Source organism: Cryobacterium arcticum (assembly GCF_001679725.1).
In the GTDB taxonomy this organism is placed as follows: Bacteria; Actinomycetota; Actinomycetes; order Actinomycetales; family Microbacteriaceae; genus Cryobacterium; species Cryobacterium arcticum_A.
This window is the reverse complement of sequence record NZ_CP016282.1, coordinates 2,788,194-2,812,446: the sequence shown is the minus strand read 5'-3', so window position 1 is coordinate 2,812,446 and position 24,253 is coordinate 2,788,194. Positions and strand designations below refer to the sequence as shown.

Here is a 24,253-nt window from a genome sequence, read left to right as displayed (position 1 = left end):
GCTTTGCGCCACAACATCCGCATAAGCTTCCGAAATCCTTTTTTCCGTGCGACCTAGTCACCTTGGCCGAGCCAGGCCCGCACCACCTCCACGGCCGCGGCGCGTTTCGCCGTGAGGTCGGCCAGATCCGTCACGAGCAGGCTCGCCCGGATGTCGGAGTGCCAGGTGAGCAGGCCCTGCGGGTCGCCGGTGAAGGCGGATGCGGCATCCGTGTTCTCGGCGGTCGTCGCGCCCCTGTGCAGCACCAGGCGCACACCGTCCTTGCCCTGAGCGCTGATCGTGGCCTGGTCGACACCGTCGATGACGTAGCTGGGGGAGTTCCACTTGATGTGTTCCTGCGCGGTCGGGTTCGCTTCATGCACGAGCGACCGCAGCGCCTCGATCACGGGGAGTCGGGCCGCGGGCTGAGCAGCGAGGAACTGTTGAACCGAACCGTAGCGATCAACCATGCGGCCGATCGTAGCGCGAGAGCAACAGGGTGCGCGTAATTGACTGCACCGCGCGTAAGCGGTAGACACGATGGAAGGGTCGGCCGCCCCGTGTGACCCATCCGACGGCCGGTTCGCAACGTTTGGAGGACTCGTGTCCGACACCTTCACCCTTATCCTCGGCACCGCGCTGGTGCTGGGAGCGATCGCCGTTTCGGTGTTCCTGTACGTGACGTCGCGCCGCTCGCGGTCGGCCCACCTGACCGAACAGGAGCGGGCCGAACGCGACGCTCGCACCCAACTCGAAGCCGCCCAGGGCACTAAGATCCGCAACACCGGCAGAGGCGCCGGCCTCTAGGCCGATCGGCCGCCGCCGTCGAAAGGAAACCCATGAAGTACACCCGTCTGGGCACCACCGGTCTCGAAGTGTCGGCGATCACGCTGGGCTGCATGAGCTTCGGCAACCCGATGCGCGGCAATCACGCCTGGACCCTGCCCGAGGAACAGAGCCGCCCGCTGATCCGGCAGGCGTTGGAGGCCGGAATCACCACCTTCGACACTGCCAATGTGTACTCCGACGGCAGCAGCGAGGAGATCCTCGGCCGGGCGCTGCGGGACTTCAGCAGCCGCGACGACTACGTGCTGGCCACCAAGGTGCACGGGCGGATGCGGCCGGGTCCGAACGGTGCCGGACTCTCGCGCCGCGCCATCCTGGCCGAGATCGACCACAGCCTCACCCGGCTCGGCACCGACCATGTCGACCTGTACCAGATCCACCGCTGGGACCCGCTCACGCCCATCCTGGAAACCATGGAGGCCCTGCACGACGTGGTCAAGGCCGGGAAGGCCCGCTACATCGGAGCGTCGTCGATGTACGCGTGGCAGTTCGCGCAGGCGCAGTACACCGCCGACCTGGCCGGGTTCACCCGCTTCGTGTCGATGCAGGACCAGTACAACCTGATCAACCGGGAGGAAGAGCGGGAGATGCACCCGTTCTGCCTCGACCAGGGCGTGGGGGTGTTGCCCTGGAGCCCGTTGGCGCGCGGCAAGCTCACTCGCGAGTGGGACGCGTCCACCAACCGCTCCGAAACCGACACCTTCGGCCAGACCCTCTACAAGCAGCAGGAGTCGGACGACCGCGAGATCGCCGCGGTCGTGGCTCAGGTCGCGGCTGAGCGCGGGGTGCCGCGGGCGCAGGTGGCCCTGGCGTGGGTGCGTCAGCAGCCCGCCGTGACCTCGCCGATCGTGGGCGCCACGCAGGCCCACCACCTCACGGATGCTGTCGCCTCGGTTGACCTCACCCTCACCGACGAGGAACTGGCCCGGCTCGCCGCGCCGTACCGGCCGCACGCCCCCGAGGGGTTCTAGCCGTCCACTCGGGCGACCGGCCCGCCGAATGTCGGCGGTGTCGCGTAGCTTGGCGTCACCTACTCACTCACCCTCGTGCCGAGAAAACGGAGCAGATCATGAGGGTATTGGTGGCGACGTCGGCGACCCAGGGGACGCGCTCAAGCGATCACGCGGGCTGTGCGGACGGAGAACTTGTCTGGATGGTGGACGCTTGTCGCTCAGGGTTGCGCAATCCTTACGGTGCGTGTCCGGGCGGCCGGACGTTCCGGGGTCTGAGCTCGGACGCTGACACGACGACTGCCGTCGTGCGCGACATCGCTGGTCTCACGGTGGAAGAAATTGTCGATGCGGTGCTGGCGCGGTGGCACGCGGCCGGACGGGACTCGACGCACCCAGCCATGATCGTGAGTGCGACGCTGCTCAGCTTCCAGATCGTCAGCCTGGCAGCCGGGTTTCCCGCCGGGCAGGTCGTGGAACGACGCGGAAACACCGTGTACGCACGCACCAAGTCCCTGTCGAGCGCGAAGCGGTGAGGCCGACGGCGTACCACCGTGGACCAGCACAGATGCCGGTGAAACGGATAAACGGACAAAGGGGGTCGCTAGGCTCGGAGACGTGACTCGTCTTTTGAAGGTCCTGTCCTCCCTTGCCGTGACCGCCGTGCTGACACTCGGTGCGCCGCTGGCGGCGACCGCCGTTGCGCCGGCTCCCGTCGCGGCCGGACGGTCGGCCTCGACGGTGCCGGGCGGGGTGTCCGGCCTGGCCGGAAGCGCGCGTGCCGCCGTGCCCGCGGACACGTCGGACTTCAGCTTCGCGCTTTATGCGGGGGAGTACTACCTCGACCGGGATACGACAGGTCACTCCACGCTGCGCACCGTCGAGACCTTCGTCGCCGAGTTCCCCGACTTCGACCAGAACCGGGGCATCATCCGGGCCATCCCCAACGACTACGACGGCGTGCCGTTGAACACCACGGTCGAGTCCGTCACCGACGCCGAGGGAACGCCGGTCTACTTCGAGTCCACGGACACCGGCGGATTCACCGAGCTCGCCCTCGGCACCGACGAGTTCGTGCGCGGCACCCAGACCTATGTCATCAGCTACACCCAGCAGAACGTCGTGCGCGCCTTTGCCGACACGAACGACGACGAGCTCTATTGGGACACCAACGGCACCGGCTTCGACCAGCCGTTCGGCTCCGTCGCCGCCCGGGTGCACGTGGCCCCGGCGATCGCGGGGTTCCTCACGGGCAACAACGCCTGCTACACCGGTGCGCAGGGCGAGAGCGGCGACTGCACCATGCTGCAGGAGGACGATCCGGATGCGCCGGCCACCGCGGCCGGCGACCCTGCCGCCGCTGAGCCGTCCGCGGCTGATCCCACGGTCACAGACCCGGCCGCTGTAGACCCCGCTCCGGCAGACCCGGCGGCGACCGACCCCGCCGCGACCGACCCCGCCGGCGCTCTCCCGGCCGGCCAGATGTTCACCGCTGAGGCCACCGACCTGGGCCCGGGTGAGAATCTCACCGTGGCCATCGGATTCACGGCCGGAACCTTCGTGCAGGTGCCCGCCGATTACCAGTCGGGATCCGGCTACCAGCCCGGGTTCAGCGCTCCGATCGACGCCAGCGGCATCCCGTTCGGCCTGATCGGCCTGGCCCTGCTCGGCGGAGTCTTCGTCCTCGCCCGAGTGTTCGCGTACCCCCGTGAGCCCCGCGGCCGCGGCACCATCATCGCCCAGTACAGCGTGCCCGCCGGCTACAACCTGCTCGAGGCGGCCGACCTCATCGGCCGCACCCGCTCGGGCGTCGCCGCGGAGATCGTGAGCCTGGCGGTGCGCGGCAAGGTGCGCATCCTGGACTACCCGGTCAGCGCTTCGGGCGGCGACTACACGCTGCAACTGCTGCGCACCGACGGTGTCGACGACCAGGAGTTGACGCTGCTGGCCACGTTCTTCCCGGGCCTCACCGAGGGGGCCGTGTGCGCGCTCGGCGTCACCAACGACCCCCTGGCGCGAGCTCTGACCGCGGCGACCGCCGATGCGAATCGCCGTAACATCGCCCGCGGCTGGCGCACCCGGCCTGCCATGTCACCTGCCCGCAAGCGCCTGATCATCGGTCTCGGCGCCTTCGCGCTGCTCAGCCTGGGAGCGCTAGGAATCCTCCAGCCGCCAGCCGGCTGGTGGTTCTCGGTGCTGGTTCTGGCCGTTGCGGCGGCGATCGTGGCTATCGTCGCGGCCCAGCGGCCCGTGCAGCTGAGCACCGCCGGGGTGGAGCAGCGCGACTACCTCACCGGCATGAAGGTCTACCTCGACCTGGCCGAGGCCGACCGGTTCCGCATGCTGCAGAGCCCGGATGGCGCGTTGCGGGTCACCGTGCCCAGTGCGGTTCCCGCCACCACCGCTACCGCCTCGAACGGCTCGGCGGCTGCCGGCAGCGCCGACGGTGTCGACACCGTGGAGCTCGTGAAGCTCTACGAGAAGCTGCTGCCCTACGCGGTGCTCTGGGGCGTTGAACGCGAGTGGGCTGCCGAACTGGCGGTCTACTACGAGCAGGACGCCACCCCGCCGGGCTGGTTCGTGTCGCAGAACGCGTTCAACGGCATCTACCTGGCGTCGGCGCTGAACGGCATCGTCAATTCGGTGCACACCACCGAAACGCCCACACCGCCGCCGACCTCCTGGTCGGGCAGCGGCGGCGGAAGCTTCTCCGGCGGCTCCTTCGGCGGCGGCTTCTCCGGTGGTGGCGGTGGTGGCGGTGGCGGAGGCGGCCGCTAGAGCCGCTTGACCATCTCGATCTCCTCCGAGGCGGCATCCAGCACGTACTGCACCCGGTGCCCGGTCTCGATGAACCCGCGACGCAGGTAGGCGGCGCGGGCGCGGGCGTTGTCCTCGTGCACGTGCAGGGTCAGCACCTCGCCCTCGCCGCGCGCCCACTCCTCGAGCGCGCCCAGCAGGCTGTCGAAGACGCCGGCGTCGCGGCCGCGGTGCGCCGGCGACACGTACACGCCCACGAGCAGGGCACCTGAGCCGGGATCCGGCACGTAGCCGCCCATGGTGCCCACCCAGTTGCCGGCCGGGTCGATCGCGACCAGCACGGTTCCGTGCTCGGCGGTGCCGCGCGCTGCGCGCATCCGCCATTCGCTCTCGGCGTGGCTCAGGGCGTCCTGCAGGGTCTCCCCGAACGCGATCGGAGTGTCGGCCAGCATCTCCAGGCGGAGTGCCCGCACCTCGCGCCAATCGCTCGCGACGGTGCGGCGGATGCGGTACCCCTCTGTAACCATTCGCCGAGCATACCGATTCCACGCGCTCCGGTGCCGTAGGACGAGCCCCAGCAGGAGTTATGCGACGCCGCGGGTGCTGACGGGGCGGGTGCTCGGGTACCGGAACGAGAGCAGGTCGGGCAGGTCGAGCACGGAGGCGACCCGGCGGGTCTCCGGCACGCCATCCCGCGGCGCGGAAGCGACCAACACGGCCTCCATGCCGTGCGCGCGGGGGCCGTCGAAGTCGGCGTCCCAGGTGTCGCCGACGAAGATCACCCGGGCCGGGTCGGCCTCCGCCCGGTCGAGGGCTGCCTGGTAGATCGCGGTGTGCGGTTTGCGGTAGCCCACCTCGAGCGACGTCACGATGTGGGCGATGTGGTCGGTGGCGCCCATGGCCGCGAGTTGCCGGGGCACGACGGATGCGCTGTGCGTGTTGGACACGATGGTGAGGGTGAACGTCTGGCCCAGTTCCTTCAGCGTCTCGGCCATGCCGGGAATGAGCACCACCCCGCGCTCCCAGTCCGCCATGTTGCTCTCGGCGCCGTCGGCGATCTCCGCGGTATCGGGTTCGCGGCCGAGCAACTGCACGATCGCTCGCCGGGACAGCTCTTCCATGGTGAACTCGCGGTGGTCCACATCGGACTCCGTGTTCAGCCGATGGAAGGCATCCAGCCAGGCGCTGGCGGTCTCCTGCTCGGTGCCGCGCGCGCCCATGGCCTGCATGCTGGCGTGCGTGTCGGCGTAGCCCTGCCCGGCGCGGGAGTCCGCGTAGTTGACGAGGGTGCCGAAGAAGTCGAGGAACAGATGACGCATGCCCCAAGCTTGGCAGCACCCGGACCAAGTGTCCCGCAACGACCCGACTAGCCGCATCCGCCGCATCCGCCGCGTATGCGGCCGGCCAGCCGCGTGTGCGGTCCCGACCGCCGCAGCGCGTGCCACGCGCCATCGAAATTCGGATGCGCGGGTGGCGTGCCGCACCGCAGGTGGCGCGCCACCCGCGCAGCGGCGCCCACCCCGCGCTCCGCACACCCCGCGCTCCGCACACCCCGCGCTCCGCACACCCCGCGCTCCGCACACTCACCGTGCCGGTTGGTCGCGCGTCGGATGCGCTCGCCTGGGGGCGGTGTCGGGGGTGGCAGTTACCGTGGCGGCATCTCCTCGTGCCGAGAGATGGAGTTACTCATGCGGGTATTCGTGGCAACAAAGGCGACCCAGGGCGCCCACGTGCACGATCGAATGGACGGCATCGACGGTGAGCTGGTGTGGTTGCTGGAACCGTGCCGGGCATGCTGGTGTTATCCCGACGGTCGATGCACGTGTGGCCGCATGTTCTCGGGTCTGAGCTCGTTGCGGGAAACATCCACCGCGGTCGTCTCGGAGGTTCCCGGCCTGACTCGGGAGGATCTCGAACGCGCGATGCGGGGCTTCGTCCGGGCCAGGCGCGACCTGTTCTGCTGAGATGAGCACTCGTACACCACCGCGATCGACAACCTCATCGCGCAGGCCGGGCTCTGGCCCGTCGGCACCGTGCTTGGACGCCGGGGGCACGTGCTGTTGCCGAGGGGCATCGTCTCGGCGCATCCGACGAAGGTGTGACAGGCGATCCGGGCGGCGCGCGGGTCACGCGCCCGTCCGCGGGTGGCGCGCCACCTGCGAAACGGCGCCTACCCCGCGCAACGCGCCGCGCGGGGTAGGCGCCGCTTCGCGGCACTGCCGCGCGGGTGGCGGCCCACCCGCGCAGCGGCGCGGTGCCCGCGCTCACCCTCGTCGCCGTTGAGCGCGGGTCACGCGCCGCTTCGCCCGGGGCGTGCCACCCGCGTTGCGGCGCCGCTCCCGCGCAGCGCGGTCCCGACGAGGAGCGCGGGTCACGCGCCGCTTCGCGGGGGTTGTGCCGCAGGGGCGTGCCCTCCGCGCAGGGGCGTGCCCTCCGCGCAGCGGCGCGCTTCCCGCGCGACGCTTTCTCGACGCCCGCGCACCAGAACCGGGGATGGGGGCGGGAATAGCTGGGCGTCGGGAAACGCTGGCCCAGGTATGAAACACATCGGGTTCCTCTCCTTCGGCCACTATCAGGCGGTGCCGGGGTCGCTCGTGCGCACCGCACAAGACGCCCTCCTGCAGACCGTGGAGCTCGCGGTGGCCGCCGAGGAACTCGGCGTCGACAGCGCGTCTGTGCGCGTGCACCACTTCGCCCGGCAGCTGGCGTCCCCGTTCCCGCTGCTCGCCGCCATGGCCGCTCGCACCAGCCGCATCGAACTGGGCACCGGCGTGATCGACATGCGTTACGAGAACCCGCTCTACATGGCCGAAGAAGCGGCCATCACCGACCTGATCAGCAACGGGCGCCTGCAGCTCGGCCTGAGCCGAGGCTCACCCGAGACCGCATTGCGCGGCGCCGAGGCGTTCGGCAACGTGCCGGCTCCGGGGCAGTCCGACGCGGATGACGCCCGCGAGCGCACAGCACGCTTCCGCCTGGCCATCGCCGGGGCCGGCCTGGCGAACGCCAACCCGCAGTTCACCGGACACAACGGGCCGCTATCCATCGAGCCGCAGTCGCCCGGACTCTCCGAGCGCATCTGGTGGGGCTCCGGTACCCGCGCCACCGCGAAATGGACCGGTGAGCAGGGCATGCACCTGATGAGTTCGACGCTGCTCACCGAAGACACCGGGGTGGACTTCGGCGACCTGCAGGCCGAGCAGATCGCGATCTTCCGCGCGGCGTGGGCGGAGGCCGGGCACCCCGGGACACCGCGGGTGGCGGTGAGCCGCAGTATCCTGCCCCTGGTCACCGACGAGGACCGCCGCTACTTCGGGCTGCGTGCCCAGGCCGACAACCGCGACCAGGTGGGTCATCTCGACGGCGGCCTGGCCCGCTTCGGCAAGAGCTACATCGGTGAACCGGATGCGCTCGTCGAGCAGCTGGCCCAGGATGCCGCGGTGCAGGCCGCCGACACCGTGCACATCACGGTGCCGAACCAGCTGGGCGTCGACTACAACGCCCGGTTGCTCGATTCGGTGCTGCGATTCGTGGCGCCCGGCCTCGGCTGGCGCTGACCAACGCCAAACGCCTGCCAGGGGGCAAGCCTGTCGCGGCTCACGGTGTCCAGGGATCGGCGGGAGGGATCGGTCCAAATGCGAGCGGAGCTTCGACTGGCTCCAGAGCCGAGGCATCCCACCGCTTCGCGCTAGGAGCGCGCTGTGGGTAGGCTATGGGAACCCCGTGAGAGCGCGATCATTAAACGCGAAAATTACCCGTGAACGGGGTGTGTGCCGAATCCCGGATGCCCGTAGAAGCTGTCCAGACGCTGCTAGGTTCGAGAGCAACGAGCAGTTTGGGGACTGAGCCGTGAGCGCATTTCGCGTACCATCACTTCGCTTCCCGCAGAGACGTGCGGGCAGTGCGCTCAGCCTGTCCTCGTCTGCCCCCTTCCGCTCCGTGACCCACCGGCCTCGGCCGGTGTCGGACCCCGAGACACCACCGGTCGTCCGATGACGACTCCGAGCAACTCCGTCGCCCCTCTTCCCTCCGGAACGACCGTGGCCGCCGAGACCTCCACTCCCGATGCGGCGCTGGCCGCGGCCGACGCGCTGGCCGACGGCATCGCCGACCTGCTGCCCGCGGACGGCGGCCGTGACGTCGACCTGCCCGGCGGGTTCGTCGAGCTGGCCGACCTGCCGCTCCCGGTCGACTCCGTCGAGCTTCCGGTCCCGGTGCCGATGGCTCCCGGGCTGGTCACGGCGCCGGCCCGCCGCATGGCGATCGATCGGCTGCTCGAACAGAGCGCGACGGCCAACCGGGACGGTCAGCACATCGTGGGCGCGGCCCAGGCTGAAGAGGTTCTCACCGACCCGTTCATCACCCCGGCCCAGGAGGCCAGGGCCCGGCAGCTGCTCTCCGGACACCGGTTGCGGCTGGGCGAGTTCGAGGCATCCGTTCGTCACGGTCTGCTGGCGCTGGATTACCTCACCGCCAGCGGTGATCTTCTGGGCCAGTCCAATGTGCACTGCACCCTGGCGTTGGCGTTTCACGAGACCGCGCTCGAAGAGCCGGCGCTCAGCCATGTGCTTGGTGCCCTCGAAGCGGCACGCGCCTGCGGCAGCCGCACGGCGGAGTTCTGGGCGCTGTCGCGGTCGTCGATGGTGCACCAGGCGCTCGGCGATGCCGAACGCAGCATCGAGCTGGGTCAGCAGGCGATCGCGCTGGCGGACACCCTCGATGACCCGGAGGCCGGGTTCGCGTCTCGCAACAACCTCGGCGACGCCTGCCTGGAGATCGCCCGGGGGCAGCGGGCGAGGGGCGAGAGCACCACCGAGGCCCTGCAGGACGGCCTCACCCTCACGCTCGCCGCCGTGGCGCTGGCCGTGAAGCAGCGGCACGCTTTCTACGAGACCATCGCACGCACCAACCTCGTCGATATCCTCATCGAACTCGGCGAGTACGCCGACGCGCGCCGGCAGGCCGTGCGGTCCAAGACCATCGCCACCACCAACGGCTACCGCAACCTTGTGGTCAACAACGACGTGCAGCTGGCCGAGGTGGCCCGCGCCGAGGGCCGGCTCGACCTCGCCTGCGACATGATGAACGCCCAGCTCGCCGACCCGTCCATTGCCGAGGATGCCGCGCTCAACGTGCGGCTGAACCGGGAACTCTACGAGATGCACCGCAACGCCGGCCGGTTCGAGGAGGCGCTGCGGCACCACGAGGAACTGCACGTGCTGATGCTCGGTCTCACCAGGCAGACCGCCGGGCTGCAGTCGCGCATGCTGATCAACTCCCTCGAGATCGAACAGGCCCGTCACGAGGCGCAACGCTCGCAGCTCGAAGCCGACATGCAACGCATCCGCGCCGAAGAACTCGACGAGCAGGCCAACACCGACCCACTCACTCGGCTGCCCAACCGGCGGGCGCTCGACCGGCAGCTGCCCGCCATGATGCGCAGCGCGCTCGACCGGGCCGAGCCGCTCTGCGCCGTCATGATCGACATGGACCACTTCAAGGAAGTCAACGACGAACACGGGCACGCCGCCGGCGACCGGGTGCTCACCACCATGGCCGGCATCCTCGGCGCGGCCACCCGGGAGACCGACCTGGCCGTGCGGGTCGGCGGCGAGGAGTTCCTGCTCGTGCTCGGCAACACCTCCATCGAACAGGCCACGCAGATCTGCGAACGACTGCTCGGCGAGGTGCGCAGCCACCCGTGGGGCGTCGTGACCAGCGGGCTGCGCTGCACAGCGAGTGTGGGCGTGGCGCTGCTCAAGCGCGGCGAGAGCGTCTCACGCTGGCTCGGGCGCGCCGACGCCGCCCTCTACGAGGCCAAGGCCGCCGGTCGCAACCGGGTGGAGCTGGCCGTCACCGTCGCCTGACCGGTCGTTCTACGGCACCAGCACGATCTTGCCCACGTGAGCGGATGCCTCGAGCCGCCGGTGCGCATCCGCCGCGTCGGCGAAGGAGTAGCGGCTGTCGACCACAGGACGCAGCCCGCCGGACTCGAGCCACGGCCACACCAGGGCCTGCAGCTCGGCCATGATGGCCGCCTTCTCCACCGCGGGGCGGGCCCGCAGGGTGGTGCCCCAGTACCGGCCGCGCTTCTGCATGAGGTGGAACGGGTTGAACACGGCGTCTTCGCCGCTTTGGTTCGCGATCACCATGATGGTGCCGCCCAGGGCCAGCGCCGCCACGTTGCGGGCCGCGTAGGAGCCGCCCATGATGTCCAGGATCACGTCGGCGCCGTGTCCGCCGGTTGCCGCGAGTACCTCGGCCACGAAGTCTTGCTCCCGGTAGTTGATCAGCACCTCAGCGCCCAGTTCCCCGCACACCGCGAGTTTCTCGGCCGAACCGGCCGTCACGAGCACCCGCGCGCCGGCCAGTCGGGCCAGCTGAATCGCCGTGGTTCCGATGCCGCTGGCGCCGCCGTGCACCAGGAGGGTCTGCCCAGCCGTGAGGCCGGCGCTCATGAAGACGTTCGACCACACCGTGGCCAGCGCCTCCGGCAGGGCGGCCGCGTCGACCAGGTCGAGGGCGGCTGGAACCGGCAGGGCCAGGTCCTGGTGCACCACGGCTTCGGTGGCGTATCCGCCGCCTGCCAGCAGGGCGCAGACCCGGTCGCCCACGGCGAAACGGGTCACGGCCGTGCCGATCTCGGTGACGATTCCGGACACCTCGAGGCCGGGCCAGGCGGGAGCGCCCGCCGGGGAGGGATAGAGCCCGAGACGCTGTTGTACGTCGGCCCGGTTCACCCCGGCGGCGGCAACCTCGATCCGGATGTCGCCGGCGCCGACGGTGAGGTCGGGAACGGTCTGCAGGGTGAGGGCCTCCGGGCCCCCGGGAACGGTGACGACGAGTGCGCGCATCCCGCCATCCTATGCACACCCCCTGCACGCCCCCTGCGCACGCTTCCGCCCCCTGCGCCCTCCCGCGAATTGCGGCTCAAGCACCAGAATCGCCGGGAATTGGGGGCTCTACTCACATTTCGCGAAGGGGGAGTCAGGCGCGCATGCGCTCCAGGAGCAGGGCGAACAGCATGTTGGAGCGCTGGTCGTCGGTGGTGACATCGAGCAGCTGCAGCAACGCCGACTGGTCGTCGACGGGGGAGTTGATGACCTCGATCGTGTTGATGCTCTCGATGGCGGCCATCAGGCGGGCCACGCTGGTGGATGCCTCGGCCGGCGGGGCCTGGTCGGCGGCGGCCTGGCCGGCGGGCTGGTGGTCTGTCGGGGTGGTCTCGTCTGAAGTGGGCATCTTTTAACGCTACTCCAGGAGCGCAACCCGGGCACACACCACTGGCCCCCTCAGATCGCCCGCTGACCGGGCATTCGGTGCCCGAGGCCGACGGTCGGGCGGCAACGGCGAGAAGATGCGTTCACATGGGTTTGCCAGAACTATATGAGGATTCATGCAGAAACTTTGTGCAAGCTAGGCGACTTGCCTGCGCCGACCCGCGCGCGTGGGCCCCACCGATCAGTGATTCTGCCGCCCGTCCGGCGCGCACTGACCCGACCCGGAAGCTTATGCGCCCCACAAACTCTATGAACTCCATGCCCGAAAACAGCACGCCCGAGAACACCAGCAGCACTCCGAACCTCGCCGCACTGTCCACCCGCGCCGCCCGGAATACCCGCAGGCCGCGCACGAAGCGCCTCACCCTCCTCGCCGGCGGGCTCGTGCTCGCCGGAGTTGTCGCCGGTACCGGCTTCACCGTGCAGTCCGCGGTGGCCGAACAGGAACAGCAGGCCCAGCAGGTGCGCGACGAGCGCGCCGCCGCCCATGCCGCCGAGGTCAGCAAGACCCACCTGGCCGCATCCGTTGCCCTCTATGACGCCGACACCGCGCTCGAGGCTGCGGCGAACAAGGTGGATGCGTCCGCGCTGTCCAGCACATCGGCCTCCCTGGCCGAGTACATCTCGTTGCCGCTCGAGGATGTGTCCCAGCTCACGTCCCAGGTCAAGGAGCAGGCCGCCGCAGTGCAGGCCGCCGCCGCCGAGGCCGACCGGGTAGCCGTGGAAGTCGCGGCCGCGCAGGCCGCCGCCGAGGCGCAGGCCGCCGCGGAAGCCCAGGCTGCCGCAGAGGCCCTCGCCGCCGGCAACACCCCCTCCGGCGCCAAGGCGACCGCCGCCAGCCTCGCAGCCTCCCGCTACGGCTGGGGTGACGCCCAGTTCTCCTGCCTGAGCCAGCTCTGGCAGAAGGAGTCCGGCTGGTCGTACACGGCCTACAACAACAGCGGCGGTGCCACCGGTATCCCGCAGGCGCTGCCCGGCAGCAAGATGGCCTCTGCCGGTTCCGACTGGGCCACCAACGCCACCACCCAGATCTCCTGGGGCCTGGACTACATCAATTCCGCCTACGGCACGCCCTGCGCCGCCTGGTCGCACTCGCAGGCCGTGAACTGGTACTGATCCGGTTCCGCCCCGGCCGGCGCATCCGCTACTGCCAGTAGTTGCTCTGGTATGCCCAGATGATGACCGCCAGTTCGAGGGCGATCAGCACGTAACCCACCCACAGGGCCGCGTAGGCGAACGCCCGGCCGCTGGCCCGGCCCTCGGCGATGCGCGCGAGCGTGACATGCGCCAGGATCACCCCGATCACCGGCAGGATCAGCGCCATGACGAAGCTCAGCACCGCCAGGCCGCCGGTAGCGTCGGGGTCTGGATCGACCGCCGCCGCCTGGGCATTCTGCCGGATGCCCAGACGCAGTAGGAAGACCATGCCGATGGCACCGGCGAGGATGACGATGATGGTGATCGGGTACACGCCCATCGCTCGTTCCTTTCCTCAGTGACCCGGGCCGCCCGCGCCTCACCGGGCGGTCAGCTGCCCGATCGTGGTGCCGTCGGCGGATTGCAACGTCATCACCCCGGCCTGCACCCGGCCCTGGGCGGCTTGGCTCAGCCACTGGTCCACACCCTCGCAGGCCCGCAACGTCTGCGCGCCTCCCGTGAAACGGATGGCGTCGTCGTCGGCCTGCTCCCAGCTGCCGGTGAGTGCGTTGCAGCCGTCGTTGCCCGAGTAGGTGCCGTCGGCCTGGATCGACAGGAAGGGCGCCGTGGGGGTGTTCGACTCGACCCAGTAGCCGATCGGCAGCCCCTGCGGGCCCACGGTCGGGTCGGTGGAGCGCACCAGTGTGGTCTCGGTCGAGTCGAACGAGCTGTGGATGATGAGGGTGTCGCCGTCCACCTCCACCGAGGTGCCCCGGCTGACCGCCAGCGGCAGCTGGGCTCCATCGCAGGCCATCATCGTCTGTGGGCCCGACGTCGTGCTGAGGCTCCCGTCGGCTGCGAGCGTCCAGGTGCCCTGCACCCGATTGCAGCCGTCAGAGGCGCTCCAGGTGTTGTCCTGCACGAACGAGACGTAGGGCTGCTCAGGGCTGTCGAAGGTGCGGTCGAGCACCCAGGTGCCCACGAGGGCGCCGGGCTGCACCGAGCCGGACTGTCCGGGGCTGGGTGACGACGACGTGTTGGGAGTGAGCACGGTGCATCCGGCCAGAACCAGGAGCACGGCCGCCGCGGTCAGCAGCTGTCGCACGGGGGAGTGCATGGCCATTGGATCACCTCTTCGACGTGTGTGGACCGGCACAGCGCTCGGCCGCGGTGTGCTGCCGAGGGCGGCGCGCGCCGCACAACGCAATCTAGTGCGACCCGCACACCGGGGCAACGGCGTCGCCCGCGAGCGGGCCGAGGAGGTGTACGTTCACGTCGAGTCACCCTGATACGTCACGGCCACGGAGGGAGCGGATGGTGGATGTCGAGGCCGGAGCACTGATTCTCGTGGCGCTGCATGCCGTGATCGTGTTCATCGCCACGGTCTATCTCTCCGCCAACCGGCGGCCCTCCGCGGCCATCGCCTGGGTGCTGGCGATCATCTTCATCCCGTATCTGGGCGCTCTGGTCTTCCTGCTGATCGGGGTGGGCCGGTTGCCGCGCTCCCGGCGGGAGAAGCAGCGTGAGGTGAACGAGTTGATCATGGCGCGCACGGACGGACTCGACCAGGTCGGCCACCGCGACGAATGGCCGGAGTGGCTCGGCTCCGCGGCCCGGCTGAACCGCAACCTCGGCGCCCTGCCGATGGTCGGCGGCAACCGCATCGAGTTGCTGCCCGACTACGAGGGGTCGATCGCCAGCATGGTGGCGGCCGTCGATGAGGCGACCGAGTTCGTGCACGTGCAGTTCTACATCCTGGTACTCGACACCGTCACCCAGCCGTTCTTCGACGCCCTGGCCCGGGCCATCCAGCGCGGCGTCTCGGTGCACGTGCTCTCCGACTACCTGGCCTGCCTGATGCTGCCGCGCCGCAAGGAGACCATCGCCGCCTTCGCGGAGATGGGCGCGGAGTGGCGGGCGCTGCTGCCGCTGCGATTCTGGCGCGGCCAATGGCGCCGCCCCGACATGCGCAACCACCGCAAGCTGCTCGTCGTCGACGGGCGGGTGGGGTTCACCGGTTCCCAGAACATGATCGACTCCACCTATCTCAAGCCCGGCAACCTCAAGCGCGGGCTGCACTGGCACGAGCTTATGATGCGCCTGGAGGGGCCGGCGGTGCGGGAACTCAACGCGGTCTTCCTCGCCGACTGGTACAGCGAGACCGACGAGATGCTGCCCATCGACACCAGCCCGGTGGTGCTGCCGGCCGCCACCGACCTGCTCGACGCCCAGGTGCTGCCGAGCGGACCGAGCTTCGACAACGACAACAACCTCAAGCTCTACGCCATGCTCATCCACAAGGCCGAGCGGCGGGTGAGCATCACCAGCCCCTACTTCGTGCCCGAGGAATCCACGATGCTCGCCATCGTCACGGCCGCGTCCCGTGGAGTGCAGGTGGAGCTGTTCGCGTCGGCCATCGGCGATCAGGCGCTGGTGTATCACGCGCAGCGCTCGTACTACGAGGAGCTGCTTCGCGCGGGCGTGGCGATCTACCTCTACCGGGAGCCGACCGTGCTGCACGCGAAACACTTCACCATCGACGACGACGTGTCGGTGGTCGGGTCGAGCAATATGGACATCCGCTCGTTCAGCCTGAACATGGAGGTGTCGGTGCTCGTGCACGGCGCCGAATTCGTGCAGCGGATGCGGGCGGTGCAGGACGAATACCGGTCCAACAGCCGGCGGGTCGAGCTGGCCGACTGGCTCGACCGGCCCACGGGTGCGAAGGTGTTCGACAACCTGGCCAGGCTGACCTCGTCCCTGCAGTAGAGGCCGGTGAGGAGCGCGCATGACCGAGTGGGGGCAGCTCCTGCCGCTGGCGCTCACGATCGCGCTCAGCCCGCTGCCGTTGGCGGGTCTGCTGCTGATGCTGCTTGCGCCCGACGGGTTCAAGGCCGCGGCCGGGTTCAGCATCGGCTGGTTCCTCGGGGTGCTCTTCTCGGCCACCCTGCTGGCCCTGCTGTCGTCGCTGCTGCCCCACGACAGGTCGGCCGGCACCCGCTTGCTGCAGGTGGTGGTGCCGCTGTTGCTCGGTGTCGCCCTGATCGTGCTGGGCATCGTGCAGTGGCACGACCGGCCCGAGCGCGGCGCGGAGGTGCCGCTGCCGCGCTGGCTGATGGCGCTCGACCGGCTGACCCCGGCCCGGGCCACCCTGATCGGGGTGGGCTACGCGGCGTTCCGCCCGAAGAACCTGGTGATGGCGGCGGCGGCCGGTGTGGTGATCCTGGGGGCGCACACCGATCCCACCGGGATCCTGGTCTCGGTGGGAGTGTTCACCGCGTTGGCGTCCATCACGATGCTCGGGCCCGTGCTCGCCTATGCGTTCGGCGGCGCCGCGGTGCGCGGGCGGCTGGTGCGGCTGCGGGAGTGGCTGGTGCGCAACATGCCGCTGATCACGGTGTTGACGGTGCTGGTGCTCGGTATCTTCCTGGTGCTCGCCGGACTGGGCGAGGGGTTGCGACAGGCGCTGTCCTAGGCGGGCCTCCGCCGGGTGTTCGTCCTAGACGGCCACGGCCTGATCCCAGACCTTTTCAAGGTCGGCCGACTTCATCGGACGCCCGAGCAGGTATCCCTGGGCGTAGTCGCAGCCGAGCCGCGTGAGCTCATCCAGCTGTTCCGCAGTCTCGACGCCCTCGGCCACGCAGGTCATGCCGAACTCGTGGGCGAGTCCGATGACGGCCGCGACCAGGGCGGCATCCCTGCTGTCGGTTGTCATGCCGGCGACGAAGGAGCGGTCGACCTTCAGCTGCTTGGCGGGCAGGTGACGGAGCCGGGCGAGCGACGAATATCCCGTGCCGAAGTCGTCGATGGAGAGCGAGATGCCGGCGGATGCGAGAGCGTCGACTGTCGCCAGCATGATCTCTTCGTCGTCGATGAGCGCGGTCTCGGTCATCTCCAGCGTCAGCTCCGCGCCGACCAGACCGTGGTCCGCGATGGTACGGGTGATGTTGCTGACCAAGCTTCGGTCCATCAGTTGCACGGGGGAGAGGTTGACGGAGACGTAGAAGCCCGGCGGTACCCGGTCGGTGAGCTTCCAGGCGCTGAGCTGGCGGAGAGCTTCTCCGAGTACCCAGGCTCCCAGAGGCTCGATGAGTCCGCTGCTCTCGGCGACCGAAATGAACTCGTCCGGCGGAATCAGCCCGTGGCCGGGGCGGTTCCACCTGACCAGAGCCTCGACGCCCGCGGCGATCCCACCGGTGATGGTGGTGATGGGCTGGTAGTGCAGAACGAATTCGTCACGCTGAAGAGCGAGGGCCAGCGCCTGCTGCAGATCGAGCCACCGCAGTGCCTGAGCGCTGCGTCCTTCCTCGAACTGTGCCGTTCGGTTACGGCCCTTGACCTTTGCGCGTTGCATGGCTGCCCCGGCCTCGCGGAGGGCGTCGGTCGGATTGGTCTCCGCGGTGACGTTGGCGATTCCCACCGATGCCGTGATGCGCAGCTCATAGCCGCCCAGGCTCACCGGTTCCTGCAGTGCGGTCACAATTCGCTTCGCAATGGTGCGTCCGCGCTGGGCGTCGGCTCCTTCACAGAGCACGAGGAACTCGTCGGCACCGAGCCGGGCAACAGTGTCACCGGCCCGCGTGGCCCCGACGATCCGCTGTGCGGCGTAGACGAGAACGGCGTCCCCGGCGTCATGGCCGAGTCCGTCGTTGACCATGCTGAACCGGTCGAGATTCACGACGAGCAAGACGGCGCTGGGCGTGCGGTTGCCGTCGGATCGACAGCGCTTCATGCGCTCCATGAGCTGGATGCGCCCGGGCAGGCCGGTGAGCGAATCGGTGAGGTCGGCGGAGTCCGGGCTCGAGAGCTCCCTGGCCGTGGCTGATGTCGTGATGCTGTGCGGTCCGGCCGGCCAGGCAGTGGGGGAGTCGCCGGAATCGTATCGGGTGGTGGACCGGACGGGCTCGGTCCAGTGGTAGTCGCTGCCGGCGATGTCGTGGCTGAGCCACAGTCCGTGGGCGACGGCACCCTGCTCGTCGACGGGATCGACGAGAACGACGGGAAGCTGCCCGTTGCGGTTGCGGGGGAGCAGCACAGTGGCCGTTCCCGCGCGGGCGGTGAAGTGCAGGGTGGCAGCGACTCGTTCAGAGGCGATCATGGGTTCCTTCGTCGGACGTGGCTCGAACTAAGGCTGGGTCTGGGCGGGCGTGGGGACGTCCGCGGATCGACGGGTACGTCGTCTGCGAATCCAGAAAGTTGCGCCCAGCGCGATCATCAGGGCGAGGGCGGCGGCTCCCACGAGGAATGGCCACGCTCCGACCCCGGTGTCAGTGTCGACTGCGACAGATTCGCCGGCCTCGGGGAATGTCACGTCGGCGGTCGCCTCGTGAGTGACTAGCCCGCTGGTAAGGGTGAGCGTCGCCCGCCACGGACCATCCGGCAGATCGCTCCCCAACGCGACGACAACCGTGCCGTCCTCGCCCGGCGCCAGAGTCAGTGCTTTCTCGGTCGCGAAGGGTCCGGCAGAGAGAGCGCTCGGGCCTTCGGACAGTTGGAGGGAACCATTCACGTCCACCGCTCGGCCGCCAGTGTTTGTGACCTGTGCGGTGACCTGCGGCACGCCTGCTTCTGTTCGGCCGGCCTTGACCTCGCCGATGCTGAAGTCGGCGGCAGCTCCGTTGCCGGGTCCGACCGCCACGTACATGCGCACGCCGACGCGGCTGGCATTCGTAACGGTGGCGCCTTCCTCCGCGGGCGCTGTGACTTGGGCCCAGATCGCCGCATATTGCTCGCCCTCCACCGCATCTTCGGGCACCGTGACGGTTACCGTCACTTCAGTTGACTTCCCGGCTCCCAATTCAAACTCCGGGGCACTGACCGAGGTCCAACTTGTCAGTTCATTCTGTGCGGCCCCGTCATCGCCGATGAACGAACCAGAGACGATCCGTGCGGAGCCGGCGTAGACAGTGACGCTCTGCGTTGATGAATACTGGTTGAGGATTTCGACGCGACGCTCGATGACGGTGCCGGGCGGCAGACTATCGACGATGTATCGGATTGCGCGGGGGTTGCTTTGAGCAGCCGCAGGGACGTCGATCAACCGGATCCCGATACCACCAGATTCTGCCGACGACGCTTCCTGCGCAAGCGCGCTGCTGGAAGGTGTCGTAAGGAAAGGGAGGATGAGTGCGATCGAAAGTGATAGCAGTATAGGTCGCACAGTTTCCGGGCTACTTTCAGTAGACAACGCTGACGATGCCGGAAGCGGCACCCATGATGCGGCGAAGGGGCGGCAATCACGCCTCCCCTTCGCGCAATTGGCTTAGAGGAGCGAGTGAGTCACTGTTCCCGTGTAGTCGCCAGCGAGTGCGTCGGACGGGATGTCCAGGGTGACATCCGCTGTCCAGCTGGCGGTGTTGTTACCGTGAACGGCTGTGGCGGACTGAGCGGTCGAGAGGACGCCTCCTGTGGAGTCGGCGCCCGCGACGACAGTCGCCACCCCGGTGGTGGTCGCAACGTTCGGTGAGTACGTGAACGCTGCTGCAGGAATGGTGTCGACAACGGTCGCATTGACGGTTGACACGAAGTTGCTCACTGTCACCTGGACGGTCCAGTCGATGGTGCTTGCAGTGGTGTCCGTGACGGTCATGCTGCCGAGGATTCCGGTCGCGGGTGCGTTGGGTGCTGCAGCCGTCAGGGCCAAGGCGCTGGGCGCACCGAGTACGAGTTCACCGCCATCGACTGCGACGGTGACAGGAGCGCCACCGTCGCTGATGGGCTCGGCGGACGCGGAGAGCGCGGTGGCTCCGGTGAGTGCTACGGCGCCGATGAGCGCGATGGAAGCACGGGTGATGTTGCGCATGATGGTTGTCTCTCGTTCGGTAACCCGGCTGACCCTGGAGGGCCCCGTGGCTTTGCGTCCCCGACTTGCACCGGGTTTGCCTTTATCGGGTGAGGTGTTCCGCGAGTGCGGACGCGGCGAGATGCGCTGCGTGGGTGAATCATTGCCTCATTGAGAGCTAATCAGCATTCGATTGACCGCGTTAGCAGTTCCGTACCCCCACTTCGGGACTTTCTTGTCTGCGATACTGCTGCTAGACAGGGAGATTGTCTGTGAGACGCCACGTTCTCCGCCGCCACTACTTCGGGAGAAACTCGATGACAACGAACCCAGCGGACAGCCGCCTCGCCACCCGCCGCACGGCCTCCGGCGAGTTCATCGAACGGCTGGTGCGCCCGGCGCTCGCCGTGGAGCTCGGCCTCGAGCCGCATCCCGAGGGCGGCTGGTACCGGCGCACCTGGACGTCACCTGTTTCGGTGACGCTCACGGATGCCGACGGCTCCGAGCGCACTCGCCCGGCGGCCACGCTCATCCACTTCCTGTTGCCGGCGGGGGAGTTCTCCGCATGGCACCGGGTCGCCTCCAGCGAGATCTGGATCTGGAACGGCCAGGGCACCGTGGAACTGGAGCTGGGCGGCGACGGCGACGAGCCGGAAACCGAGGAGACCGCCATTCTGGGCGGCCGATTGCTGCGTGGCGAACGCAGCCAGGTGATCATCCCCGAGAACGTCTGGCAGCGCACAGTGCCGAGCGATGACGACGCCCTGGTGAGCTGCGTCGTGTCTCCCGGCTTCGACTTCGCCGACTTCTCCATGGAGTGAGTGCCAGGGATACCGTCCGGGTCAGCGACCGAATAGCCCCCGGTAGTACTCGTAGGTCCAACCGACGAGCGCGATAACGGCGACGCCCGCGCCGATGAAGCAGAGCCAGAAGCCCACGGCGAGCCCGAGGAAAACCGTGGCGATGGAGGCGGCCAGGATGATCGGCCACCAGCTGAACGGGCTGAAGAACCCGAGCTCGGGGTCGTCATCGTCGATGTTCGCCGTCGCGATGTCCTGCGGCAGCTCCCCGCCCTGGGCCTTGTGCACCCGGCCGAGGTAGAAGGCGATGAAGGCGGCCAGCACGCAGGTGAGTCCGAGCACGACGGTGCCCACCCACTCCACCGGAGCGCCGGGCGGGGCGATGGTGTTCGCGGCGAGCTTCTGAGCGTTGACGATGAGGTTCCACACCGTATAGGCGATGTCAGCGACCAGGAAGAAACCCGCGAGCACCCAGAACAGCCTGATATTGGCTCGCATGAGAGTGAACTCCCTTCCGGCGGCGCGCACGGCGGCCGGTCGAGCGGCTCGCAGCGGGAGGCGTTCCCGTCGCCGTCTGCAGGCAAACTACACCGAGATGCCCGATTGGGTCCGGATTGTCACCTGTTGGCCCCCGGATAGTCTCGGTTCGGTCACCGGTGGGCCGCAAATGACCGTAACTTAGATAGGTAGGCACGCATCCGTCGAACCCGACGCGCAGCGAGCCCGCGCACACGAGAGGTTGAGTTGTGAACGAGGAATGCATCCACGGACTGGACGGGGAGCTCTGCGCCCTGTGTTTCCCACCCGCCGCCCCCGTCGCATCGACCGTACCCGCCGTGCGTGCCCCGCGCGCCAGCCGCGCCCGCACGCCCGAGGCACCCACCGCACTGCGGACCGTCGTGGCACCGATCACGACGGGCACCGCCAAGACCAAGCGCCACGACGACAACGTCGGCGAACAGCGCATCTACCACCTCACCCACATCCGTAACCTGCCCGGCATCCTCGCCACCGGCCGGCTGCTGGCCGACAACAGTGAGGCCTGGGAAGAGCGTCCGGTTGTCGACATCTCGTCGCCCGAGAACCGCCAGGCCCGCCGCGAGGCCCTCGTTGCCGGACCCGACAGCCCTGCCGTCGCCGGTCACGTTCCGTTCTTCCTGTCGCCCAACGCCCTGGTCTGGGAGAACATCCGCGCCCAGTCGCTCGACCCCCGCCTCTCCGAGGACGCGCACGACGCCGCTGCCTTCGACTTCGTGATCCTGGTCTCCACGGTCAAGAAGGTGCTCGACCAGCAGGTCGCCACGGCCGCCGACCCCACGGTCACCCACTTCGCGGTGACGGATGGCGATGCCGCCTTCGCGAGCACCCGCTTCGGCGCCACGGCCGACAGCGCCGACCGCCTGCTGCGCACCCTGCGCGCCGACCTGGACTCGGACGCGATCCTCAAGGCCGAGCTGCTGGTTCCCGGCGAGGTTCCCTTCGGTTTGATCACCCTCATCGGCGTTGCCAACGACCGGGTGCGGGATGCGGTCAAGCCGATCCTCGCCGCGGCCAGCCACAAGCCCAAGGTCGCCGTCTACCCGCCGTGGTTCCACCCCACCGAAGAGCTCTAGGCCGAATTCTCGACCGGCCCCGCCGGGTTCCGACAGGCTCGACCACCGGTGCTGGGCCCCTGGCGTCGGTCGAGCTCGTCGAGACCCGGGTGAGTCGCCTGCGGGGCTAGACCACGCCCAGGGGTACGTGCTCGCCGGCGGGTAGTTCCACCCGCAGCTCGTCGCCAGGGGCCACGGTGCCGTCCACGACGACGATGCCCATGATGCCGGCCTTGCGCAGGATCCGGCCCGACGCATCCGTTGTCTTCAGGGTTTTCTTGAGGCCCTGCTGAAACTTGTCGATCATCGAGCACGGGTCGCGCATGCCGGTGACCTCCACGACGGCGTCGGCGCCGAGGTGCAGACGGGTGCCCACCGGCAGGGCGAGAAGGTCGATCCCGGCGGTGGTGATGTTCTCGCCGAGCTGCCCGGCCGACACCGTGAATCCTTCGTCCTCCAGCTCCGCGAACAGCTCGGAGCGCACCAGGTGCACCTGGGTGAGGTTGGCCCTGGTCGGGTCGGTGCGAATCAGGTAACGGTGCTGGGTGGTGGGGCCGGCGTGCGAGTCACCCTCGATGCCGTGACCGGCCAGCAGGCTGATACTCGGCACGACGGGCTTGCTGAACCGGTGCTTGTCATCCCGGCTCACGGCCACGACGGTTCCGGTCTGCGGTGCGCTCATGCCGCCATCCTGCCAGATCTCGGTAGCCGAACCCGAGCGGAACCTAGTCAAGGGCCTCCACCGTGACGGCGCCGTTGGTGGTCTCCGCGGTGATCGAACGCCGGGAGGTGCTGTCGGAGGGCACCGAGTCGGTGTTCACGGAGCCGTTGGTGGTGCGGGCGTTGACCAGGTAGTCCACCCCGTCCACGGGCACCCGCACGGTGACCGACCCGTTCGTGCTCGACGCATCCACCGAGTCGGGCGCATCGGCGAACTCCAGGGTGACGGAGCCGTTCGTGGTGCCGGCCTCGACGATCTTGGAGGTGGCGCCGCTCACCCGGATATCGCCGTTGGTGGTCTGCAGGGCCACGCGGCCCACGGTTCCGTCGGTGTCGATGGCGCCGTTGGTGGTGGTGAGCGTGACGCGTCCGGTGAGGGCGGATGCGGTGATGCGGCCGTTCTGCCCCGTTACCGTGACCGGCAGCGACCGGGGAAGCTGCACGGCCACGGTGATGGCGCAGCGCGAGAAGATCTGCGGGCGGCAGCCGCCGCGCACCTCCGTCACTCCGCCCGTGGTGGTGGCGCTCAGGGTGGGCTGGTTGCCGAAGAACGAACCCGTCATGCGCACGTGAACCTGGTCGTCCGCGCTCGGCTCGAGGCTGACGGCGGCGTTGGGCACCTGCACGCTCAGGCTCGTTCCCGCGGCCAGGTCGGCCCGCAGGTCGACCGGCCCGCTGCGTCCGGACAGGGCGAAGACGAACGCGGCGACCAACAGCCCCAGGCCCACAATGGGCACGAGGATGTACAGCAGTGTGCGCCACAGGGGAGTGGGCCGCGGACCGCCCGACGGCGGTGGAACGGACGGCGGCGGCGGAGACGGCACCGTCGGCGTAACACGCGGAGGTGCGGACTGCTGCGCCGACGGCTGCTGTGCCGACGGCTGCTGCACCGACCCGTACCCCGCCGCCGGCGGGCGCGGGCGGCCGGGCGGCGACGAGGTGTCGGACATGGCGTGGGCTCCCCAGGATCAACGGACCGCCGCGATCGTCCGGCGGCAGGCCGGGGCGCGCGAGGGCCCTCTTGCGGGGCACGGTAGCAGGGTTGCCGGTGGCCCGATACGCCGGGCCGGTTCAGCCGCTCAGCCGTCCAGCGGCTCAGCGCTTGGTGTTGTCCCGCTTGGTGATGTCGCGGGTGCGGTAGCGCAGCACCCGGGCGCGCACCGAGAAGATCCCGCCGAGAACGAGGGCTGCGATCGCCACGGGCAGCAGCGTCGACAACATCGAGTTGCCGGTTGCGGCGTTGAAGATCAAGAGAGCCACGGCCAGACCGCTGCAGGCGAAAGCCGCAACCGTGTAGGTGGTGAACGTCCAGGGTTTCACGGGGCAAGCATCCAATCTGGCGGTCGGCGTTCGGGCGCCTGGTGACTTTGGCGTTCGGGCGCCGAGGTGGTTACACGGTACCAGCGCGCCT

Annotated in this window: 26 protein-coding genes and 1 riboswitch; of the genes, 12 read left to right on the top strand and 14 right to left on the bottom strand. The window is 69.1% G+C overall.

What is annotated here, in order from left to right:
* Positions 1-53: 53 nt before the first annotated feature.
* On the bottom strand, positions 54-449 hold the full coding sequence (locus tag PA27867_RS12630) for a DUF1801 domain-containing protein (protein ID WP_066596845.1): 396 nt from the start codon (positions 447-449) through the stop codon (positions 54-56).
* A 133-nt stretch (positions 450-582) separates the two neighbouring features.
* Between PA27867_RS12630 and PA27867_RS12625 the strand changes: the two genes are divergently transcribed.
* The 4 genes from PA27867_RS12625 to PA27867_RS12610 all read left to right on the top strand — a co-directional run bounded on the left by PA27867_RS12625 (position 583) and on the right by PA27867_RS12610 (position 4,553).
* On the top strand, positions 583-786 hold the full coding sequence (locus PA27867_RS12625) for a hypothetical protein (RefSeq protein ID WP_066596843.1): 204 nt from the start codon (positions 583-585) through the stop codon (positions 784-786).
* Between the two features lie 32 nt (positions 787-818).
* On the top strand, positions 819-1,796 hold the full coding sequence (locus tag PA27867_RS12620) for an aldo/keto reductase (RefSeq protein WP_066596840.1): 978 nt from the start codon (positions 819-821) through the stop codon (positions 1,794-1,796).
* Positions 1,797-1,894: 98 nt separating this feature from the next.
* The gene (locus PA27867_RS21390; protein WP_420480676.1) at positions 1,895-2,311 is read left to right on the top strand and encodes a DUF7715 family protein; all 417 of its coding nucleotides are present in this window, start codon (positions 1,895-1,897) and stop codon (positions 2,309-2,311) included.
* A gap of 82 nt (positions 2,312-2,393) precedes the next feature.
* On the top strand, positions 2,394-4,553 hold the full coding sequence (locus tag PA27867_RS12610; RefSeq protein ID WP_167550842.1) for a DUF2207 family protein: 2,160 nt from the start codon (positions 2,394-2,396) through the stop codon (positions 4,551-4,553).
* Here the strand turns inward: PA27867_RS12610 and PA27867_RS12605 are convergent.
* Both PA27867_RS12605 and PA27867_RS12600 read right to left on the bottom strand, forming a co-directional pair.
* Positions 4,550-5,059, bottom strand: coding sequence for a GNAT family N-acetyltransferase (locus PA27867_RS12605; RefSeq protein ID WP_066596831.1), 510 nt, complete (start codon positions 5,057-5,059; stop codon positions 4,550-4,552). The two genes, PA27867_RS12610 and PA27867_RS12605, sit on opposite strands and share 4 nt — an antisense overlap.
* A gap of 57 nt (positions 5,060-5,116) precedes the next feature.
* Positions 5,117-5,851 (bottom strand): HAD family hydrolase, encoded by a 735-nt coding sequence (locus tag PA27867_RS12600; protein WP_066596829.1) that lies wholly within the window; start codon positions 5,849-5,851, stop codon positions 5,117-5,119.
* A 369-nt stretch (positions 5,852-6,220) separates the two neighbouring features.
* On the opposite strand from PA27867_RS12600, the gene PA27867_RS12595 reads away from it, so the two are divergent.
* The 3 genes from PA27867_RS12595 (at position 6,221) to PA27867_RS12585 (ending at position 10,399) form a co-directional block, all read left to right on the top strand.
* A complete protein-coding gene (locus PA27867_RS12595) occupies positions 6,221-6,496 on the top strand; it encodes a DUF7715 family protein (protein WP_066596828.1) in 276 nt (91 codons plus the stop codon).
* A gap of 573 nt (positions 6,497-7,069) precedes the next feature.
* On the top strand, positions 7,070-8,089 hold the full coding sequence (locus tag PA27867_RS12590) for an LLM class flavin-dependent oxidoreductase (RefSeq protein ID WP_066596827.1): 1,020 nt from the start codon (positions 7,070-7,072) through the stop codon (positions 8,087-8,089).
* Positions 8,090-8,524: 435 nt separating this feature from the next.
* Positions 8,525-10,399 (top strand): diguanylate cyclase, encoded by a 1,875-nt coding sequence (locus PA27867_RS12585; RefSeq protein WP_084021109.1) that lies wholly within the window; start codon positions 8,525-8,527, stop codon positions 10,397-10,399.
* 9 nt (positions 10,400-10,408) lie between these two features.
* On the opposite strand, the gene PA27867_RS12580 is transcribed toward PA27867_RS12585, so the two are convergent.
* Together PA27867_RS12580 and PA27867_RS12575 are read right to left on the bottom strand one after the other, a co-directional pair.
* Entirely contained in the window at positions 10,409-11,386 is a 978-nt protein-coding gene (locus tag PA27867_RS12580; RefSeq protein WP_066596823.1) for an NAD(P)H-quinone oxidoreductase, read from the bottom strand.
* A gap of 133 nt (positions 11,387-11,519) precedes the next feature.
* Positions 11,520-11,774: a hypothetical protein gene (locus PA27867_RS12575; RefSeq protein WP_066596821.1), complete on the bottom strand. Its 255-nt coding sequence runs from the start codon at positions 11,772-11,774 to the stop codon at positions 11,520-11,522.
* A 296-nt stretch (positions 11,775-12,070) separates the two neighbouring features.
* Between PA27867_RS12575 and PA27867_RS12570 the strand changes: the two genes are divergently transcribed.
* A complete protein-coding gene (locus tag PA27867_RS12570; protein WP_236900704.1) occupies positions 12,071-12,928 on the top strand; it encodes a phospholipase in 858 nt (285 codons plus the stop codon).
* A 28-nt stretch (positions 12,929-12,956) separates the two neighbouring features.
* On the opposite strand, the gene PA27867_RS12565 is transcribed toward PA27867_RS12570, so the two are convergent.
* Together PA27867_RS12565 and PA27867_RS20275 are read right to left on the bottom strand one after the other, a co-directional pair.
* Entirely contained in the window at positions 12,957-13,289 is a 333-nt protein-coding gene (locus PA27867_RS12565; RefSeq protein WP_066596819.1) for a DUF4190 domain-containing protein, read from the bottom strand.
* 39 nt (positions 13,290-13,328) lie between these two features.
* Positions 13,329-14,072, bottom strand: coding sequence for an META domain-containing protein (locus PA27867_RS20275; protein WP_084021107.1), 744 nt, complete (start codon positions 14,070-14,072; stop codon positions 13,329-13,331).
* Positions 14,073-14,263: 191 nt separating this feature from the next.
* On the opposite strand from PA27867_RS20275, the gene cls reads away from it, so the two are divergent.
* Positions 14,264-15,718 (top strand): cardiolipin synthase, encoded by a 1,455-nt coding sequence (gene cls / locus PA27867_RS12555; RefSeq protein WP_066596817.1) that lies wholly within the window; start codon positions 14,264-14,266, stop codon positions 15,716-15,718.
* A 19-nt stretch (positions 15,719-15,737) separates the two neighbouring features.
* On the top strand, positions 15,738-16,424 hold the full coding sequence (locus PA27867_RS12550; protein ID WP_066596816.1) for a GAP family protein: 687 nt from the start codon (positions 15,738-15,740) through the stop codon (positions 16,422-16,424).
* Between the two features lie 24 nt (positions 16,425-16,448).
* Here PA27867_RS12550 and PA27867_RS12545 read toward each other — a convergent pair whose 3' ends face one another.
* The 3 genes from PA27867_RS12545 to PA27867_RS12535 form a co-directional block, all read right to left on the bottom strand.
* On the bottom strand, positions 16,449-18,047 hold the full coding sequence (locus PA27867_RS12545; protein ID WP_066596814.1) for a putative bifunctional diguanylate cyclase/phosphodiesterase: 1,599 nt from the start codon (positions 18,045-18,047) through the stop codon (positions 16,449-16,451).
* A gap of 27 nt (positions 18,048-18,074) precedes the next feature.
* Complete coding sequence (locus PA27867_RS12540; RefSeq protein WP_066596813.1) at positions 18,075-19,109, bottom strand: hypothetical protein; 1,035 nt, start codon at positions 19,107-19,109, stop codon at positions 18,075-18,077.
* A 102-nt stretch (positions 19,110-19,211) separates the two neighbouring features.
* Complete coding sequence (locus PA27867_RS12535; protein ID WP_066596811.1) at positions 19,212-19,751, bottom strand: hypothetical protein; 540 nt, start codon at positions 19,749-19,751, stop codon at positions 19,212-19,214.
* A gap of 15 nt (positions 19,752-19,766) precedes the next feature.
* Positions 19,767-19,842, bottom strand: a riboswitch (cyclic di-GMP riboswitch).
* A gap of 205 nt (positions 19,843-20,047) precedes the next feature.
* Here PA27867_RS12535 and PA27867_RS12530 point away from each other — a divergent pair.
* A complete protein-coding gene (locus PA27867_RS12530) occupies positions 20,048-20,551 on the top strand; it encodes a cupin domain-containing protein (RefSeq protein ID WP_084021103.1) in 504 nt (167 codons plus the stop codon).
* Between the two features lie 21 nt (positions 20,552-20,572).
* On the opposite strand, the gene PA27867_RS12525 is transcribed toward PA27867_RS12530, so the two are convergent.
* Positions 20,573-21,028, bottom strand: coding sequence for a cytochrome c oxidase subunit 4 (locus PA27867_RS12525; RefSeq protein WP_066596809.1), 456 nt, complete (start codon positions 21,026-21,028; stop codon positions 20,573-20,575).
* Between the two features lie 248 nt (positions 21,029-21,276).
* Between PA27867_RS12525 and PA27867_RS12520 the strand changes: the two genes are divergently transcribed.
* On the top strand, positions 21,277-22,143 hold the full coding sequence (locus PA27867_RS12520; RefSeq protein WP_084021101.1) for a DUF4433 domain-containing protein: 867 nt from the start codon (positions 21,277-21,279) through the stop codon (positions 22,141-22,143).
* 106 nt (positions 22,144-22,249) lie between these two features.
* Here PA27867_RS12520 and PA27867_RS12515 read toward each other — a convergent pair whose 3' ends face one another.
* The 3 genes from PA27867_RS12515 to PA27867_RS12505 form a co-directional block, all read right to left on the bottom strand.
* The gene (locus tag PA27867_RS12515) at positions 22,250-22,804 is read right to left on the bottom strand and encodes an MOSC domain-containing protein (protein WP_066596805.1); all 555 of its coding nucleotides are present in this window, start codon (positions 22,802-22,804) and stop codon (positions 22,250-22,252) included.
* Between the two features lie 43 nt (positions 22,805-22,847).
* Positions 22,848-23,792, bottom strand: a complete 945-nt coding sequence (locus tag PA27867_RS12510) for a DUF4097 family beta strand repeat-containing protein (protein ID WP_084021099.1) — start codon at positions 23,790-23,792, stop codon at positions 22,848-22,850.
* A gap of 145 nt (positions 23,793-23,937) precedes the next feature.
* Positions 23,938-24,162, bottom strand: a complete 225-nt coding sequence (locus PA27867_RS12505) for a hypothetical protein (RefSeq protein ID WP_066596799.1) — start codon at positions 24,160-24,162, stop codon at positions 23,938-23,940.
* Positions 24,163-24,253 lie beyond the last annotated feature (91 nt).